This window comes from Arthrobacter sp. UYCu712 (genome assembly GCF_040547005.1).
Classification (GTDB): domain Bacteria; phylum Actinomycetota; class Actinomycetes; order Actinomycetales; family Micrococcaceae; genus Arthrobacter.
In genome coordinates, this window is record NZ_JBEPOZ010000003.1 from 282144 (window position 1) to 299713 (window position 17570).

General features: G+C 66.7%; 11 protein-coding genes and 2 pseudogenes. 6 read left to right on the forward strand and 7 right to left on the reverse strand.

Going from position 1 to position 17570, the window contains the following annotated elements:
• Positions 1-116: 116 nt before the first annotated feature.
• The 6 genes and pseudogenes from ABIB51_RS05105 to ABIB51_RS05130 all read left to right on the forward strand — a co-directional run bounded on the left by ABIB51_RS05105 (position 117) and on the right by ABIB51_RS05130 (position 9512).
• Complete coding sequence (locus ABIB51_RS05105) at positions 117-1454, forward strand: ammonium transporter (RefSeq protein ID WP_354186092.1); 1338 nt, start codon at positions 117-119, stop codon at positions 1452-1454.
• Positions 1455-1501: 47 nt separating this feature from the next.
• The gene (locus tag ABIB51_RS05110; protein ID WP_354186094.1) at positions 1502-3376 is read left to right on the forward strand and encodes a Na+/H+ antiporter; all 1875 of its coding nucleotides are present in this window, start codon (positions 1502-1504) and stop codon (positions 3374-3376) included.
• 160 nt (positions 3377-3536) lie between these two features.
• Positions 3537-3692, forward strand: a complete 156-nt coding sequence (locus ABIB51_RS05115; protein ID WP_354186096.1) for a hypothetical protein — start codon at positions 3537-3539, stop codon at positions 3690-3692.
• 420 nt (positions 3693-4112) lie between these two features.
• Positions 4113-7595, forward strand: coding sequence for a polysaccharide deacetylase family protein (locus ABIB51_RS05120; protein ID WP_354186098.1), 3483 nt, complete (start codon positions 4113-4115; stop codon positions 7593-7595).
• A 92-nt stretch (positions 7596-7687) separates the two neighbouring features.
• Positions 7688-8088: pseudogene (locus ABIB51_RS05125) on the forward strand (NADPH-dependent F420 reductase); the annotation flags it as partial.
• 71 nt (positions 8089-8159) lie between these two features.
• Positions 8160-9512 (forward strand): LssY C-terminal domain-containing protein, encoded by a 1353-nt coding sequence (locus ABIB51_RS05130; RefSeq protein WP_354186100.1) that lies wholly within the window; start codon positions 8160-8162, stop codon positions 9510-9512.
• Between the two features lie 75 nt (positions 9513-9587).
• On the opposite strand, the pseudogene ABIB51_RS05135 reads toward ABIB51_RS05130, so the two are convergent.
• From ABIB51_RS05135 to ABIB51_RS05165, 7 genes and pseudogenes are all read right to left on the reverse strand, one after another.
• A pseudogene (locus tag ABIB51_RS05135) lies at positions 9588-11207 on the reverse strand (transketolase family protein).
• Between the two features lie 95 nt (positions 11208-11302).
• Positions 11303-12163, reverse strand: a complete 861-nt coding sequence (locus ABIB51_RS05140; RefSeq protein ID WP_354186102.1) for a phosphogluconate dehydrogenase C-terminal domain-containing protein — start codon at positions 12161-12163, stop codon at positions 11303-11305.
• Between the two features lies 1 nt (position 12164).
• Positions 12165-12962 carry a sugar phosphate isomerase/epimerase family protein gene (locus ABIB51_RS05145; protein ID WP_354186104.1) on the reverse strand — a complete coding sequence of 266 codons (798 nt, stop codon included), beginning with the start codon at positions 12960-12962 and terminating at the stop codon, positions 12165-12167.
• Positions 12959-13795, reverse strand: a complete 837-nt coding sequence (locus ABIB51_RS05150) for a triose-phosphate isomerase family protein (RefSeq protein WP_354186106.1) — start codon at positions 13793-13795, stop codon at positions 12959-12961. The genes ABIB51_RS05145 and ABIB51_RS05150 overlap by 4 nt, the downstream gene beginning before the upstream one ends.
• The gene (locus tag ABIB51_RS05155; RefSeq protein ID WP_354186108.1) at positions 13779-14249 is read right to left on the reverse strand and encodes a ribose-5-phosphate isomerase; all 471 of its coding nucleotides are present in this window, start codon (positions 14247-14249) and stop codon (positions 13779-13781) included. Before ABIB51_RS05155 ends, ABIB51_RS05150 begins: the two co-directional genes overlap by 17 nt.
• Positions 14246-16030 (reverse strand): dihydroxyacetone kinase family protein, encoded by a 1785-nt coding sequence (locus tag ABIB51_RS05160; protein WP_354186110.1) that lies wholly within the window; start codon positions 16028-16030, stop codon positions 14246-14248. Before ABIB51_RS05160 ends, ABIB51_RS05155 begins: the two co-directional genes overlap by 4 nt.
• Before the next feature lie 165 nt (positions 16031-16195).
• Entirely contained in the window at positions 16196-17509 is a 1314-nt protein-coding gene (locus ABIB51_RS05165) for an MFS transporter (protein ID WP_354186112.1), read from the reverse strand.
• Positions 17510-17570: the final 61 nt, after the last annotated feature.

Genomic DNA, 17570 nt, shown 5'->3' on the forward strand with positions numbered 1-17570 from the left:
ACTTCCCCGCAATATTCCGCCGCACTCCCGGAAACACGAACCCGGGAGGATTGACCCCGGACTGGGGGCCGGCGGCAAGTGCGCCGGTACGGCGAATTGTTGGAAGGGACACGCAGGTGGAACTCACTGCGGGAAACGTCTGGGTGATGGTAGCGGCAGGGCTCGTCTTGCTGATGACCCCTGCACTGGGCCTCTTTTACGGCGGCATGACCAGGGCGAAAGCCTCACTCAACATGATCATGATGAGCTTCGCCTCCGCGGGGATCGTCGGCGTCGTCTGGGTCCTCTGGGGCTATTCCATGACCGGCGGGGAAGGCGTCCTGGGCATCTTCGGTGACCCCTTCGCCAGCTTCGGCCTGCAGAACCTCCTCGGCTCCGCGGAACTCATCAAAGCCGGCTACGGCGCAACGTTCGCCATCATCACCGTCGCCCTGATCAGCGGCGCCATCGCCGACCGCGCCAAGTTCACCGCCTGGGCGCTCTTTGTCCCCATCTGGATCACTTTGGTCTACTGCCCCCTCGCCTTCATGGTCTGGGGCGGCGGGCTGATGAGCCAGCACGGGGCCGTCGGCGCGATTTTCGGGCAGGTGATCGACTTCGCCGGCGGCACCGTGGTCGAAATCAGCTCGGGCACCGCTGCCCTGGTCCTGGTCCTGATCCTGGGCAACCGCCACGGGTTCGGCAAGGACCCGGCCCACCGCCCGCACAATATTCCCTTCATCATGCTGGGAGCCGGCATCCTGTGGTTCGGCTGGTTCGGCTTCAACGCCGGGGCAGCGACGACGGCCGAGCAGGCCGGCCTGATCTGGATCAACACCCTGGCCGCCCCTGCCGCGGCGATGCTCAGCTGGCTGGTCACGGAAAAGATCCGCCACGGGCACCCCACCTCGCTCGGTGCCGCGTCCGGCGTCGTCGCGGGGCTGGTGGCGATCACCCCGTCCTGCGCCAATGTCAGCCCGGCCGCCGCAATCGGTCTTGGACTGCTGGCGGGTGCCGCATGCGCCGTGTTTGTGGATCTGAAGTACAAGTTCGGTCTCGATGACTCGCTCGACGTCGTCGGCGTCCACCTGGGCGGCGGCCTCGTGGGCACTCTCGCGCTGGGATTCATTGCCCTGCCGGTCGACGGAACAGGCGGCGGCCTGTTCTATGGCGGCGGCATCCAGCAACTGATCGCCCAGCTCGTCGCGGTAGTCCTCACGGTTCTGTTGTCCGGGCTCGCGACGGCGGTCATCGGCCTGGCCATCCACAAGACCATCGGCTTCCGTGTGAGCCGCGACGACGAAGCCTCCGGGGTGGACCGCTCCGAGCACGCCGAAAGCGCTTACGAATTCGCCGACCTCGGACAAAGCCGCTTCAACCCCTTCGGGCAGCACGTCCAGGCTCACCACGTCCGGAGCGTGGCCGCCCAGAACGAGGCACCGGCCCGGCGCGAGAAGCAAGAGAGCCTCGTCTAGGCAACCCGTCCGGGGAGCGATCCCCCCGCAGCTGACAGAATGGCCACATGGAAGTCGCCCTGGGACTGCTGGTGCTCGTGGCGGGGGTCTGCGCCGGCAGTGCGCTGGGCAGGAAGCTCAACATTTCCGTGCCGCTGCTCCTGGTGCTCTCCGGCGTCGCCGGTTCCTTCCTTCCGTTCGTCCCGCTGATCGAGCTGGAGCCGGAACTCGTCCTGGTGGGGCTGCTGCCGCCGCTGCTGTATGCCGCCGCGCTGCGGACCTCACTGTTCGACTTCCGCTCCAACCGCCGCGCGATCGGCCTGCTCTCGGTGGGATACGTCATTTTCGGCACCATCGCCGTGGGCTTTGTGGTGTGGTGGCTCTTTCCCGAGATCCCGCTCGCCGCCGCAATCGCCCTCGGCGCGGTGGTGTCACCACCGGACGCCGTGGCCGCGACCGCGATCGCCCGCAAGGTCGGCATGCCGCGCAGGATTGTCAGCATCCTCGAAGGCGAGTCCCTCGTCAATGACGCCACCGCCCTCGTCTGCCTGCGCGCGGCCATCGCCGCTATCGCTGGGTCAGTGTCCGCGGCGCAGGTCGCCGGCGCGTTCCTTATCGCTGCCGGCGGCGGGCTGGTGGTCGGCCTGGCTGTCGCCTACGTCCTCACGGAGTTCCGCAAGCGGATCCGCAACGTCGCGATCAACACCACGACGTCGCTGATGGCGCCCTTCGTCGCGTACCTGCCCGCCGAGGCGATTCATGCCTCCGGCGTCCTCGCCGTCGTCGTCACCGGGCTGGTGATGGGAACGAAGGCGCCGTCCATGCCCAACGGTGCCGCCCGTTTGAGCCAGCGCAGCAACTGGAACACGGTGCAGTTCCTGCTCGAGAATTCCGTCTTCCTGCTGATCGGGCTGCAGGTCCGGAGCATCATCGACGGCATCCAGGATGATTCGCTGGGGACGGAGCGGATCTGGGCCGGCTGCGCCGTGATCCTGCTGGCGGTGCTCGTGCTCCGGCCGGTCTGGGTATTCCCTGCGACGTACCTTCCCTTGCTCATTCCTGCCGTCCGGCGGAACGACCCGGCCCCGCCCTGGCAGTACGCGGCGATCGTGTCCTGGGCCGGGATGCGCGGCGTGGTGACTCTCGCCGCCGTGCTGGTGTTGCCCGCGGACCTGGACCACCGCCCGGTACTGATCCTGGCCGCCATGGTGGTGGTGGCCGGCACCCTGACGCTGCAGGGCTTCACGCTCCCGGCACTGGTCAGGCTGCTGCGGATCCAGGGCCCCGACCCGCGCGAGGACGCCCTGAACCAGGCCTCGCTGGTTCAGCTGGCCACCGCCGCCGGAGTGGCCCGCCTGCAGGAACTGCGCACCAACAACGATCCGCCGGAGGTCGTGGCCATGCTCAAACGGCGGACCCAGGAACGCGGCCTGGCTGCTTGGGAACGGCTCGGCCGGCCGACGGCGGAAGCGGCGACCCCCAGCCAGCGGTACGCCCAGCTGCGGCTGGCCATGCTGGAAGCGGAGCGGACCAAGGTCCTCGAGCTCCGGCGCGGCGGCGCGTACGCCCACGAGATCCTCAGCAACGTCCTGGAGCAGCTGGACATCGAAGAATCCATGCTCGACCTCTCGCTGGACGAGCTGGACACGTCCGGCGAGGGCGGCGGGGAAGGCATCGCGCGGCCCGGCGGAGTCTGCGGGCACCTCGAGTCCGCGCCGTCCCGGAACGCACCGGGTGACGCGTTCTGCGCGGACTGCGTGCGGGAGGGAACGACGACCGTCCACCTCAGGATGTGCCTGGCCTGCGGCAATGTGGGGTGCTGCGATTCCTCACCGGGAACGCACGCTTCGAGGCACTTCGACGCCAAGGGCCACCCGGTGATGCGGAGCATTGAACCGGGCGAAGACTGGCGCTGGTGCTACCGGGATGACCTGCTCGGATAACGCCACGGTTTGCCTTGAGTCGCGTCCCGTCGCACCCTGACCCGGATCAAGGAAAACCACAGGTGCGGCTCTTCTCCGAGAGTTAACATGCGGTATGTACGACATGAGGCGCTCAGCACGTGAGCACGCGTTCCGGCAAGCCCCAGGACGGCTTGTCATCATGATCCGGCCCGCTCTGGTGAAGGTACGTTTGCTCACCGGACTCGCCGTGGCCTATACCGTCACGCATGTGTTGGTTGAGTCGGACACTGACGGGAAATACCGCTTCGACTGGGAAGCCAGCTGGCAGGTACGACGGGGGCAGCCCCGCGCCTAGTTTGCCGGCGCCGGTTTGCGGACCGCCGGCCACCCCGTAGCCCGCGGATCCGCGCATTTCAGCCGGCTCTGACCGGACGATACCTCGGAAAACCTCCCTCTGCATCCAGCAGCGACGCAGGGCAGCCGGGGCCTGCCCGTGCCCTCCGGGCGAGCGCGCGGGCGGAAACGAAGGCCCGCGCGGCGGGGCCACTTTGCAGGTAGAACCCCCGGAAAAAGTCAGGTAGACCCTACGCGTGTAAGCCCGCCGCCGGTGCTTCACGCTCGTAGTAATGGGGCTCGCCGGGGAACCGCGAACTCCCATTGCTTCAGGGGGCAGATCTCTCGGCCGGTCAGGTCTCCGACGAACCGAAAGCCAGTGTGGTGATGGTCCTGGCTCCGGTAAATACGTCATTCCCGCGGTTCCCTTGCGAGGTAATCCATGAAACACGCCGCCCCAGAACAGTCGGCCAGTCTGGCACCTGTCTTCTTCGATCCGAGCGGAAAGCGGTGGCGCAGAATCCTGTTCGGCATGCTTGCCGGGCTCGTGGTGGTAATCCTGTCCATCGCCTGGATCCTGCCGGGTGCAACCGCCACGGTGTGGAACGGAGAGCGGAACCAGGCCGCCAGCTACCCGCGGCAGCTGCTGTCGACGCAGGACCTGCAGAATATTCCCAGAATCCGCTTCGACGACGGCTTCGCCATCGACCGGATCGCACTCGCGGAGCGTACTGACGACGACAAGGTGTTGCTGAAAGATCCCTTCAGCGACACCGTCTGGAGGGAAGCCACCGCCGAGGAAGCCCAGGTGATCGGCGATAGCCCCTACGTCATGGAAACCTTTGGCAAGCCGGCCGACCGCACGCTGATGCTGACCTTCGATGACGGACCGGACCCGACGTACACCCCTGAAGTCCTGGACCTGCTGTCCCGCGAAGGCGTGCCGGCGACGTTCTTCTCGGTCGGGGACAACATCGTCAAGCACCCGGACATCTTCCAGCGCATTACCCGCGAAGGCCACATGGTCGGCAACCACACCATGTCCCACATCGATTTCTGGGAGCATGACGACACCTACAACCGCCAGCAGATCATCGCGTCGGACCGGGTCATGCGCGCCGCGGACAATTACGAGTCCAGGTTGTTCCGGATCCCGACAGGAAACCCCGAGAACAACACACTGGCGCTTCTGCAGGCCCAGCAGCTGGGATACCTCCACATCAACATGGACCTCGACACCCGGGACTGGGACAACGCACCGGGTGCCCCCATCCAAATGCCCGAGCTGGACGGCCAGGGACACATCGCCCTGGTCCACGACGGCGGCGGCAACCGCACCGCAACAATAGAAATGCTGAAGGCATTCATACCGCAGGCCAAAGCGCAGGGCTACACCTTCTCCACCGTCCAGCCCCTGCTCCCGACCGAATTCGTGCCCCAGCACAATGTCGCTTCCACCATGGCGGACAACGTGACCCTCACCGCGTACACCGCGGTACTGGTCTCTCCCACCGTGGTGCTCAGCTGGCTGTTCTGGTTCGGCATCGGCTCCCTGACCATCCTGACATTCCTGTATGTGGTCCTTGCCCTGATCAACAATTACCGGCAGAGAAGGCGCCAATGGGACGCCATCGACGAGAAAGACTGGCCCTTCGTCAGCGTGGTCCTGCCGGTATTCAACGAGGAACTTGTCGTGACCAAAACACTGGACGCGTTGAGGGCTAGTGACTACCCCCGCATGGAAGTCGTAGCAATAAACGACGGATCCACCGACAACACTCTTGCGGTCCTTAACAACTACGCCGGAGCATGGCCGCAGCTCCGCGTCATTGACCAACCCAACGGCGGCAAATCAGCGGCAAGCAACAACGGGATTGCCCAGTCCCTCGGGGAAGTCGTGGTCACGCTGGACGGTGACACCCTGTTTGAACCGCAGACCATCAAGATGTTTGCCCGTCACTTCTGCGCACCCCGGCACGGCAAGAAAGTCGGTGCAGTTGCCGGGCACGTCAAGGTCGGAAACCGCAGCAACCTCCTGACCGCCTGGCAGAGCCTCGAATACCTCTCCGGCATCTGTGTCACCCGCATGGCTGAAGGCCTCATGGGAGCGATCTCGATCGTGCCCGGCGCCTGCGCGGCGTGGCGCCGGGACGCCCTCGTCGAGGCCGGGGGCTACTCCCACGACACACTCGCCGAAGATGCCGACCTGACCTTGTCGCTGCAGCGCCTTGGCTACAGCATCGTCCAGGAGAACGAGGCCATTGCATGGACGGAAGCGCCCATGACCGTCTCCGGCTTGTTCAAGCAGCGGCTCCGCTGGACCTACGGCAACATCCAGACGCTGTACAAGCACCGTTCCATGCTCTTCAACCCCCGCTACGGGGCGCTGGGCCTCCTGACCATGCCCTACGCGCTGATCTCGGTGCTCATTCCGCTGCTCTTTATGCCCCTGACGATCCTCGTCGCCGTGTCCAGCCTGGCCCACGGAGAATGGCAGGCCATCGCAATCTTCTCGGTGTTCGTCGCCTCAACCCACATGCTCATCTCGATCGTGGCGGTGCTGATTGTCCGGGAGAGCCTTCTTCACCTGCTGATGGTTCCCATCTACCGGCTGATCTACGAGCCTCTCCGCGCCTACGTCGTGTTCGGGTCCGCGCTTCAGGCCCTGCGGGGTTCCAACGTCGGCTGGTACAAACCAGAACGCACTAACAGCGTCCTGCTCCCGGTCTCCTCGGCATCGCCATCCCCGTCCCGCGCCCGCGCCCGCGAAGATCAGCCCGCTTACTCCCGGCACGATCTGACCGTATGGGATATGGGAACAATCAGGCGACGCCGGTGTATGCCCGGTTCCCGTTGCTGGGGCAGGTTGCTCATGATCGCCGCCGCACTGATGGCCGTGACCGCCTGTGACCCAGTGCCGCAGGGTGGAAACGTGCCGGAGACAGGCGTGACGCAGACATCACCCGCCACCCGCACGCAGTGGTTTGGCGGCTACCTCGACGTCACCCTCTTCCCACGCCTCGGGCTCCAGGATCCGCCGCCGCAGGGCAAAGTGACCACGGTCCTGTCCTTCATATCCTCCGACCCCGCAAAGCCGTGCGAGCCGTCTTGGGACGGCTATTACACCCTGGAGCAGGCCAGTACCGAACTGGGTCTCGATGCGCAGGTTGCCAGTTTCCGCGATGCCGGCAATGAGATCGCCGTATCCTTCGGGGGGCAACTCGGTACGGAACTGGCCGTCGCCTGCGCCGACAGCGAGGCCCTGGTCCGGGCCTACGGGGCAGTCATCACAAAGTACGGCCTCAACACGGTGGACCTCGACATCGAGGGCCGGGGTCTGCAGGATCAGGCCGCGGCAATGAGGCGTGCCGCGGCCATGGTAAGGCTTCAGGAGGAACGGCCCGCGGGTGACCCGTTGAAAGTTTGGCTGACCCTGCCTGTCTCGGCGGACGGGCTGACACCCGACGGCGAAGCGTCGGTTGGGACCATGCTGGAAGCCGGCGTCGAACTCGCCGGCATCAACATCATGACCATGAACTTCGGCCCCCTCGCGCCGGGCCAAACCATGCTGGCCGCAGCCACGGGCGCGGCCGAGGGTACGCATCGGGCGCTGACCGAGCTGTACGGCAAGTCAGGCAACACGGCGGACGCTGCGGCCTTGTGGAACAAGATCGGGCTCACACCCATGATCGGGATAAACGATGTCAAGGGCCAGATCTTCACTCCTGAGGATGCCGCGGGGCTCAACAGTTTCGCAGTGGAACGAGGCATCGGGCGGGTGTCCATGTGGTCGCTGAACAGGGACACCGCCTGCAATGCTGCGAACCAAGGGGAACTGCGCAACGGGGTTTCCAATAATTGCAGCGGCGTGCCGCAGGAACCGGGCATGTTCTCGAAACTGCTGGGAAACGCGTACGCACGCTGATCCGGGACTCACCCGTCGGGCGCCGGAGACGTTGACCGGAAATTTCCTGGACCGGCAGACCGTTGGACGGACATGACAACGATCGGAATCATCTGGCCGGCAAGATCGTGATCGATACGAACAACTACTACTGGGAACGTGACGGCCACGTTCCCGCCCTGGACCGCGGCGAAGCCACTACCTCCGGGCTGCTGCAGGAACATCTGCCGCGATCCAAGGTGGCCAAGGGTTTCAACCACATCCTGTCCACCCAGATCGGCGCCGGCGGGTCCCGGCGGGATCCCCGAACCGCCGGGCACTGGCCACTACCAGCGATTTCCCGGCGGCCGGCGAGCTCGTGGCCAGGCTTTACGACGAGTTCGGCTTCGACACGGTCACCATCGGCCCGCTGTCCGGGAGCTGGCGTGGGGAACGGGACCGCCCGGCCTACGCCGTCCGCCAGAACGCGGCCGAGCTCACCGCGAACCTCGCCAGGGCGCCGCGCACCCGCTGACGGCCACCGCCGTCAGCGGCATCCTGACTCTCCCTGTCTGTCAGCGGGCGACCTCTAGTAATATGACCGCCATGACCAGGCCCGACGTTGAGGTTGAGGTCCTCGCCGCGAGCGGCGAGATTCCGTACTCGGTGCTGGACAAGGTGTTTTTCCTCAACGGCGGCGTCTCGGCGCTCTGGCTGACGTCCTTGCTGTTGCAGGAGAGCTTCCAGTGGGGCTGGGCCCAGCTCTGGTTCCTTTTCGTTTTCTGGGCACTCCTCGCGTACCTGGTACTCCCCCGGCTGCACAGTATCCTGACCCGCATCTACGTCCCGGACTACTTCATCGGGAGGGCGCGCACCAGCGACGGGCTGCTCGGCGATCCGGTCAATGTGGCCCTGCTGGGATCAGAACCGCAGGTACACGGTGTGATGCTGGCCGGAGGCTGGATGCTCGCCGATGACGTGACGCTGGCCAGCAGCCGCAGGATAGGCACCGCAACCCTTTTTCACCGCAGCTACCTCCATGCACCGGTCAGCCCGTTGTACCTGTTCGGCCGCCAGCAGGACTTCGCCTACGAGCAGGAAGTGGACGGGACGCCGGGAAAGCGCCACCACGTGCGGTTCTGGCGCTGCCCGTCCGGCTGGCTGCTGCCCGGCGGCCTCGCGGCGGACTGGCTGGCCGCCGGCTCGTACGACCGCAGCGTCGGCTTTTCGCTCTTTACCCTCCAGATCACGCACAAGATCGACGAGGGGACCGACGACGAACGCGACCACGTCGTTACGAGCATCGTCCGGGCGGATCCGGCGACGGCCGTCAGGGTGATCCGCGACTTCTCGACGGGCTATCACACACGCAACGGCGGCGGCGACACGATCTCCACCGACGGCGACCTGCCCATCGTCGATCTCCGGAAAACCACTCCGGCAGGGCCCGCCGCTGCCGGGCCGCCGAGCGACAGTCGCAGCAAGCGTCCCGCCCCCACGATCGTCGGCGCGGCCCTGGTCTGTGCACGGGCGGTTGCCGCCGGCCTCCTGGCACTCTCGATCTTCCTCTTCCAGGAGGAACATCTGGAACCGCTGCTTCAATCAGAAAGCGGTTCCGGCATCACTGTCGGCCAGGCGGAAGGCATGCTGCTGGCGTCACTCCTGGTGGTGCTCGCGTTCGGTGTGGCGGAACTGCTGCTCGCCTGGTTCGTGTTCCTGGGGCGGAACTGGGCACGGACCTCGGCAATGGCGCTGAGCGCGTCGGCCATCCTCATCCAGGTCCTCGATGTGCTCAACGGCGGCCCGGGCATCACCCTGCAGTCCAATCTTCCCGGACTGACGCTCGACATCCTGCTGATCCTTGCCCTCTCGAGCGAACGGGCGCGTGTCTACGCGCTGCGCGCCCGGAAGGAGCCCAAACGGGATTCCGGCCGGCAAGGCGGCCGGGCAGCCTACTGAACTCTCCGGCTAAATACTAAATAGAAGAGGCGACGGCGGGAGGATCCCGCCGTCGCCCTCTTCCCCGCGTTTGGATCAGGCCGTGAGGCTGGCGAGGGATTCTTTGGCGGCGGCGGCAACGGCTTCCGCGGTGATGCCGAATTCCTGGAACAGGCGCTTGTAGTCCGCGGAGGCGCCGTAGTGCTCGAGGGAGACGGAACGGCCGGCGTCGCCGACGAATTCCTTCCAGCCCAGGGCGAGTCCGGCTTCGACGGATACCCGCGCCTTGACGGCGGCCGGGAGGACCGCTTCGCGGTAGGCGGCGTCCTGCTTGTTGAACCACTCCACGCAGGGCATGGAGATGACGCGGGTCGGGATGCCTTCGGCCTGCAGCGCGGTCCGGGCCGCGACGGCGAGCTGGACCTCGGAGCCGGTGCCGATCAGGATGACCCGGGCGTCGGCGGTCCGGCCGTTGGCGGAGGCTTCGGCCAGGACGTAGCCGCCCTTCGCGACGCCGGCGGCGGACCCGAAGGTGTCAGCTTCGGCCTCGCCGGTGCCGCGGGCGTAGGTGGGGATGTTCTGGCGGGTCAGCACGATCCCGGCGGGGTTCTCGTGGTTCTCGAGCATGACCTTCCAGGCCGCGGCGACCTCTTTCGCATCTCCGGGGCGGACGACGTCCAGGCCCGGGATGGCGCGGAGGGAGGCGAGCTGCTCGACCGGCTGGTGCGTCGGTCCGTCCTCGCCGAGGCCGATCGAGTCGTGCGTCCAGACATACAGCGACGGGACTCCCATGAGGGCGCCGAGCCGGATCGCGGGGCGCTGGTAGTCGCTGAAGATCAGGAACGTGCCCGAGAACGCCCGGGTGTTCCCGTGCAGGGAGATCCCGTTCACGATCGACGCGGCAGCGTGTTCGCGGATGCCGAAGTGCAGCACCCGGCCGTAGGGGTTGCCCTTCCAGGCGGCCGTGGAGCGGAAGGCCGGGATGAACGAGGGCGACCCCTCGATCGTGGTGTTGTTCGACTCGGCCAGGTCCGCGGAGCCGCCCCAGAGTTCGGGCATGACCGGGCCGATCGCGTTCAGGACCTTCCCGGAGGCGGCGCGGGTCGAGACGTCCTTGCCGGCCTCGAAGGCCGGCAGGGCGGAATCGAGGTCGGCCGGGAGCCTGCGGGCCTCGACGCGCTCGAGCAGGGCAGCGGCCTCGGGGTTCCCGGACTGCCAGGCCTCGAAGGCCTCCTGCCAGGTGGTGCGGGCGGCCGCGCCGTGGTCCACGGCTTCACGGGCGTGGGCCAGGACGTCCGGGCCGGTGGTGATCTCCACACCCTTGGTGTGCTTGTACTCCGGGTGCCCCGGCGTCAGCGAACCCCAGGTCCGCAGCGCCTCAAGGTCCCTCAGTTCCAGGCCGTAGCCGGAGCGGAACAGCTGGATGTACAGCGTCAGGGAGGTGTGGCCCGGGGAGAGCACGAAACGGTCCCGGCCCAGCCAGTCCGGGTTCTTCGGGTCGTGCCGCATCAGCTTCTGGAAGAGAAGGTAAGCGGCCGGCGTCAGGCTCATCGCGGTCCCCGGGTGGCCGTTACCGACCTACTCCACGGCATCCGCAGCGAGAACACGGATGGTGTCCACCGCACGCTGATCCAAGCTGGTCCATGACAGTTCTTCGGAGGAGGGTCCGCTGCGGCGCGCGCTGACGGTGGTGCCGGTGTTCAAAGTAGGGTCCATTCGTAGTCGCGAACGGGCAACTGCCCGGCCGTCCGGCCGGGCGGCAGCCAGTGACTGGTTGCCGCCCGCCCGTTGTCGGTGGTGCGTCGGATGACTTAGCGCTTGACGGCGTCTAGCTTGAGCATCTTGGCGATCACGCTGTCCAGCTCGGAGTCGTCGAAGATCTTCTTCCAGTCGTCCTTGATGATGGTGTCCTTGCCGTACTGGATGGCGATCTCGCAGGCCTCGGAGAACGGGTTGGAACCACGCAGTGCGTTGGTGAGGGCGATCTGGACGTGGCCGAAAAGTATGGCCTTGGCGGCTTCCTCCGGGACACCGGCGGTGTGCACGGTCTCGTGGAGCGCCTCGTTCAGCAGGGTGCCGATCATACAGGCCACGGTCTCCACGAGGGTGGGTTCGAGGATGGCAAGCTGCTTCACGGTGACCCAGTGGACGTCGATCACGGGCGCGTAGATGACCTTGATGGTCGCTTCGGCGGCGGCCTTGGTCTCCTCGGAGGCGTCCTCGTCGATGGCGGCGACGACGTTCTGGGGCGCGCCCTGGCCGCCGAAGGTATCGGCCCATTCCTCCTTGGTGGTGCGTTCCAGGAACACTGACGGGTGGCACGGGTGGGCCACGGCCTGGACGACGTCGTCGCGCTTGGCCAGCAGGCCGGCGTAGGCTGCGGCGGGGTCAAGGGTGAGGAGGATGGCGCCGGACTTCATCTGCGGAACCACACCCTCGGAAACGACGCCCAGTACGGTGTCCGGGACAGCGAGGATCACGACGTCGGCGTCCCTGATGGCGTCCTCGGTGCTGCTGATCTCGCGGCCTTCGGCCCGGACACGTTCCTGCCCGGCCGGCGAGTTCTCGCTGTAGAAGACGGTGTGGGCGCTCTTCTGGAGGTTGGCTGAAACACGCAGCCCCATTTTGCCTCCGGCCCCGATGACGGCGACGGTCAATTGTTCTGCTGACATTTCACTTGCTCCTTAGGAAATCGAGGCTTTGCTGGGTCCACTGGTTTTCGAGGCGGATGGTCTCTTCTTCGGAGTCCTGCCAAGGCAGCCAGTGCTCGACAATTTGGTTGATGTTTCTTTCTTTGGGCTGAAGCTTTCCGGCCATGTAGTCATAGTCCAGAAGGCCCTCGCCGAGCGGTGCGCCGGAGTATGTGAACCCGACCCACCCCTCCTTGCGGCTGAACGCAAAGTCTTTGATGTGCATGTTGAAGACGTAGGGCGCCACGGCATCAATCACGTCCCGGGGCAGCTCCAGGGCCGCGACCGTATTGGCGGGATCGCTGCAGATACCCAGATAAGGGCTGCCGACGCTGCGGATGACCTCCAGGATCCGGGCCGTGGGAACTTGTTCGTAGGTTTCCACGGCGATCTTGACCCCGGCGGCTTCGAACTCCGGCAGCACGGCAGTGAAGATCGCGGCGGCTTCCTCCGCGGAGGGAGTGTGGCCCGGAACGTTGAACATGGTCCGCAGCAGCGGCGAGCCGAGGATGCCGGCGATCCGCAGGAACTTCCGGAGGTGGTCCGGGCGGATGCCTTTGGTGCCAATTTCCAGAGCGATTCCCAGGGAGTCGGCGGTGGCCCGGATGTCTGTGAGTTCCACTTCGCCCATGGATTCGAGCGGTGCGTAGTCGCAGATCTGGAACAGGTCCACGCCGAGGGCCGCCGTGCGCTGCAGTGCCTCGTGGAGGCTGAGGGGTTCCGAAACCTTTTCCGAGAGCTGCCAGAAGAAGGCGTAGCTGCTCAGTCCGATGGTGCTCATGCTCTCGCCCCTGTCCTGGCCAGGAGTCCCAGCCGTTCGGCTGTTTCGTCCAGGATGGTCCTGAGTGCGGCCGGGTCGTGGGCGAAGCGGCCCAGGAAGAGCCCGGCCACAGCGGAGTCCAGCTGTCCGATGAGGCCGGGTCCGGCGCTGCCGCCGTAGATGACCGGGCTGTCGGACTGCCCAGGCCGGCTGCGGAGGTGCGCCTCCAAGCCGCGGATGACGTCGCTGATGAACGACGGCGTGGCCGGTTCGGCCGCGCCGATGGCCCATTGCGGTTCGTAGGCGACGATTGTCCGTCCGGACTGGCCAAGGCTATCGGCCCGGTTCAGCACGCCATCAATCTCGCGGATGCAGTGCCGGACGGCGTCCGCTGCCGTCCCGCGGCCGGGTTCCCCGACGCACAGGACCGGCGTGAGCCCGTTACGGTAGGCGGCGGCAGCCTTGAGCCCGATGACGTCGTCATCCTCGCCGAAGATGCGGCGCCTCTCGGCATGGCCGACTTCCGCGTACCGGCCGCCGACCTCGGCGATGATCTTGCCGCCGACTTCCCCGGTGAAGGCGCCCTCGTCCTCCCAGAAGATGTCCTGGGCTCCGGTGGCGGCACCGGCCGGGCCCAGGATCCGTGCCGCTTCGGCGAGCACCGGATGGGCGGGCAGGGCGAACAGTTCGATGCCGCCGCTCCGGACCGCGGGGTGTGCCGAAGCGATTTCGGCCACCTCCCGGCACCATTGCAGCGTGTGTTCGTAGCCGAGGTACATCTTGAGGCTGACGCCGATGGTGGCCCTGGGCGTCACGGTGGCGGAGGCGGCGCTGCGCTTAGCGGGAAGTGACACCTTCATAGTCCTTAATCAGTGTGACCTTTTCGGCCGAGGCGGAGGCCTCGTCGAACGTGTACGTAAGCCATTCGCGGGCGAGCCGGCGGGCAAGTTCCAGGCCTACAACACGCTGGCCGAAGGTGAGCACCTGGGCGTTGTTGCTGAGGATCGAGCGTTCCACGGAGTAGCTGTCGTGGGCTGTGACGGCCCGGATGCCGGGGACCTTGTTCGCGGCGATTGCGACGCCCAGCCCGGTCCCGCAGACCAGCAGTGCGCGGTCCGCCTTGCCGGCGGCAATCAGTTCGGCCGCCGCGATGGCCACTGAGGGGTAGGGGGTGTGGCTGGCGGCGTCCACACCCACGTCGTGGACGGATTCGACGAGGTCGCTGGCCTCGAGGTCGGCCTTGAGTGCCTCTTTGTAGTCGAATCCGGCGTCGTCGGCTCCGATGACCAGGCGCAGTTTGGCGCTCATGCGTTCTCCTTGACTTCGTTGTTCTCGGCGGGGGTGCCCCCGGTGAGGGTGGTGTGAATTGCTCGTACGATCAGCGCCATGGAGACGGCACCGGCGTCGGGGGTGCCGAGGCTCTTCTCGGCATGGGGACGTGCGCGTCCCATGAGCGGCAGCAGCTGGGCGGTGTCTTTGGCCGCCTGCTCGGCCACGCTGGCTGCCGCGCCCCAGGCGTCCCCGATGGACCTGCCGGCGTCGACGCCTGCGCTGAGGGAGTCGCGGAACGGGACCAGTACGTCCACCAGTGTCTTGTCGCCGGGTTTTGCCTTGCCGAATTCCATGATCGCGGCTGCGGCGCCGGCCACGCCGTCGGCCACAGCCCGGGCATCCGGGGTCTTGGCGTCGCCAAGGGCGTCGCCGACCGCCCGCAGCGCCATGCCCCACAGGGCACCGGAGGTGCCGCCGGCTTTGTCCGCCCAGGCGTCGCCTGCCAGGTGGAGGGTCGTGGCGGCTCCTGCCCCGCGGGCGACTGCGTCCGCGGCGGCGGCGACGGCCGCTCCGACTCCGCGTTCCATGCCGATGCCGTGGTCGCCGTCGCCGGCGATGGCATCGATCCGGCCGAGCTCGTCGGCGTTGGCGTCCACAACGGTCTTCGCAGCGCCCAGAACGGCGAGCACACGGACGGCTCCGGCACGGGATTCCGCGGTGGCCTCCGGGATGGACAGTTCGACGTCGGCGGGCTCGCCGCCTGTTCCGCCGGCAGGCGTTTCCAGCGCCTCCGCCGTGACGGCGCCGCGGCGGAAGGCCGGGGCGTCGGCCGGGGCATTCCAGAGGGTTTCCAGTTCGTCGTCGAGCCAGAAGAGCGTCAGCGAGGTTCCGGCCATGTCGAAGCTGGTGACCAGTTCGCCCACCTGCGGGTCCACGGCGTCCAGGCCCGCTTCGGCCAGGAGCTGGGCGACGCGGCGGTAGACGACGAAGAGTTCCTCGTATTTGACGCTGCCCAGGCCGTTGAGGATGGGGACCACGCGGCGCGGGGTGCCATCGGCGGCGAGGCCTTCGGGAAATTCGGGGATTTCGGTGAGGAGCTTGGCGACGAGCAGTTCGGCGAGTTCATCCGCCGTCGGGATGTCCGTTTCCCCGATGCCGGGCTCGCCGTGGATGCCCATACCGACAGCCATGCGGCCCTCCGGGACGGAGAAGAGCGGGTGGTCGGCGCCGGGCAGGGTGCAGCCGGTGAAGGCAACACCGAAGGAGCGGGTCCGGTGGTTGGCGCGATCGGCAATGTCCATGATCGCGTCCATGGAGTAGCCGGCCTCCGCGGCCGCGGCAGCCACCTTGAAGACCGTCAGGTCGCCGGCGATGCCCCGGCGCTTGGCCCGTTCGGCCAGCGGAGCGGAGGAGACATCGTCCGTGACCGCGATGCTCCGGCAGTCGATGCCCTCGTTGCGGAGCCGTTCCTGGGCCTGGTTGAAGTGCAGGACGTCACCGGCGTAGTTGCCGTATCCCAACAGGACTCCGGCGCCGTTGTCAGCCGCCTTGGCCACGGTGTAGACCTGTTGCGCCGAGGGTGAGGCGAACAGGTTGCCCATCGCGGCGCCGTGGGCCAGGCCCTGTCCCACCAGGCCGGCAAAGGCCGGGTAGTGGCCGGAGCCGCCGCCGATCACCAGTGCAACGGTGCCGGGTGCGCTGCGGGTGTTGCGGACGACACCTCCGGAGACGCGCATGACCCAGCGGCTGTGGGAGGCAACAAAGCCCTCGATCATTTCGTCAGCGAAGGCCGAAGGTTCATTGAACAGGCGGGTCATGCGGTGTCTCCCGGAAGTATAGAGGCTAGCTGGGGGAAATTGTTCGTGGAGGCGCCGGCGGTGGCGGCGGCGGCGGCGGACGTGACTGCGGCGGGGTCTGCATGTGCCGGCCGGTGCGGATTGGTGCGGGGACGTCCCCGGGTGAGGGGGACGTCCCCGGGTCTGTTAGGGCTCGGAGTGGTGTCCGGCTCCGGCCGGGTCCAGGGCTTCGGCCGGAACTCCTTCGCTGACCTTGCCGGAGCGGCTCAGGATCACCATGAGGATGGCGGAGAGGAGCATGAAGCCGCCGACGACGAACATCGGGACGGTGTAGCCGCCGGTCCAGTCCTTCAGCCAGCCGGTAACGTAGCCGGCGCTGAAGCCGGCCAGGTTGCCCACCGTGTTGATCAGGGCGATGCCGGCCGCGGCTGCGGCGCCGGTGAGGAACTGAGTGGGGACCGTCCAGAAGTTGGGCAGTGCGGCGAAGATGGCCATGGCCGTGACAGTGATGACGGCGATGGTCGCGGCCGGCGACCCGGCGAACAGGGCCAGCGGGATGCTCAGGCCGCCGACCAGGGCAGGCAGGGCGATGTGCCAGGTCTTGACGCCGCGCTTCGTGGCGTCCTTGGACCAGAAGTACAGCGCAAGGGCCGCGGGCAGGTACGGGATGGCGGTGATGAGGCCCTTCTGGAAGACGTCGAACTTGGTGCCGTATTGACCTTCGAAGCCGGCGATGATGGTGGGCAGGAAGAACGCCAGCGCGTACAGGCCGTAGATGAAGCCGAAGTAGATGGCGGACAGCATCCAGACCTTGCCGTTGGAGAAGACCGTGCGGACGCTGACGTGCTGGTTGCTCGCCGAGGTTTCCTTCTTTTCCTTCTCCAGGGCGTGGGTCAGCCAGGTCTTCTCGTCCGGGCTGAGCCATTTGGCCTTGGCCGGGGAGTCGGCGAGGTAGAACCAGGCGATGATGCCGACGATGATGGCCGGAATGGACACTCCCAGGTACATGACGCGCCAGCCCTCGAGGCCGAAGAGTCCGTGTTGCTGGATGAGGAGGCCGGCCAGCGGTGCTCCGATGACGGTGGTCAGCGGCTGGGCCAGGTAGAAGAGGGCCAGGATCTTGCTGCGGTGACGGGAAGGCACCCAGAGGCTGAGGAAGAGGATGGCGCCGGGGAAGAACCCGGCTTCGGCCACACCCAGGATGAAGCGCAGGGTGTAAAGCTGCTCCACGCTGCTGACCCAGGTGAACAGCAGGGAGACGATGCCCCAGCTGACCATGATGCGGGCGAGCCAGCGGCGGGCGCCGAACTTGTGCAGGGCCAGGTTGCTGGGGATTTCCAGCAGGATGTAGCCGATGAAGAAGACGCCGGAGGCGAAGCCGAATTGGGCTGCTGAGAGGCCGAGGTCCGCGTTCATGCCGTTGGGGCCGGCGAAGGAGATGGCCGTGCGGTCCAGATAGTTGATGAAGAACATGAGGGCGACAAACGGCACCAGCCGCATTGACACTTTCCTGATTGCAGATCTTTCGACCACTGATTGTGTGGTGTCCACATTGACTCCT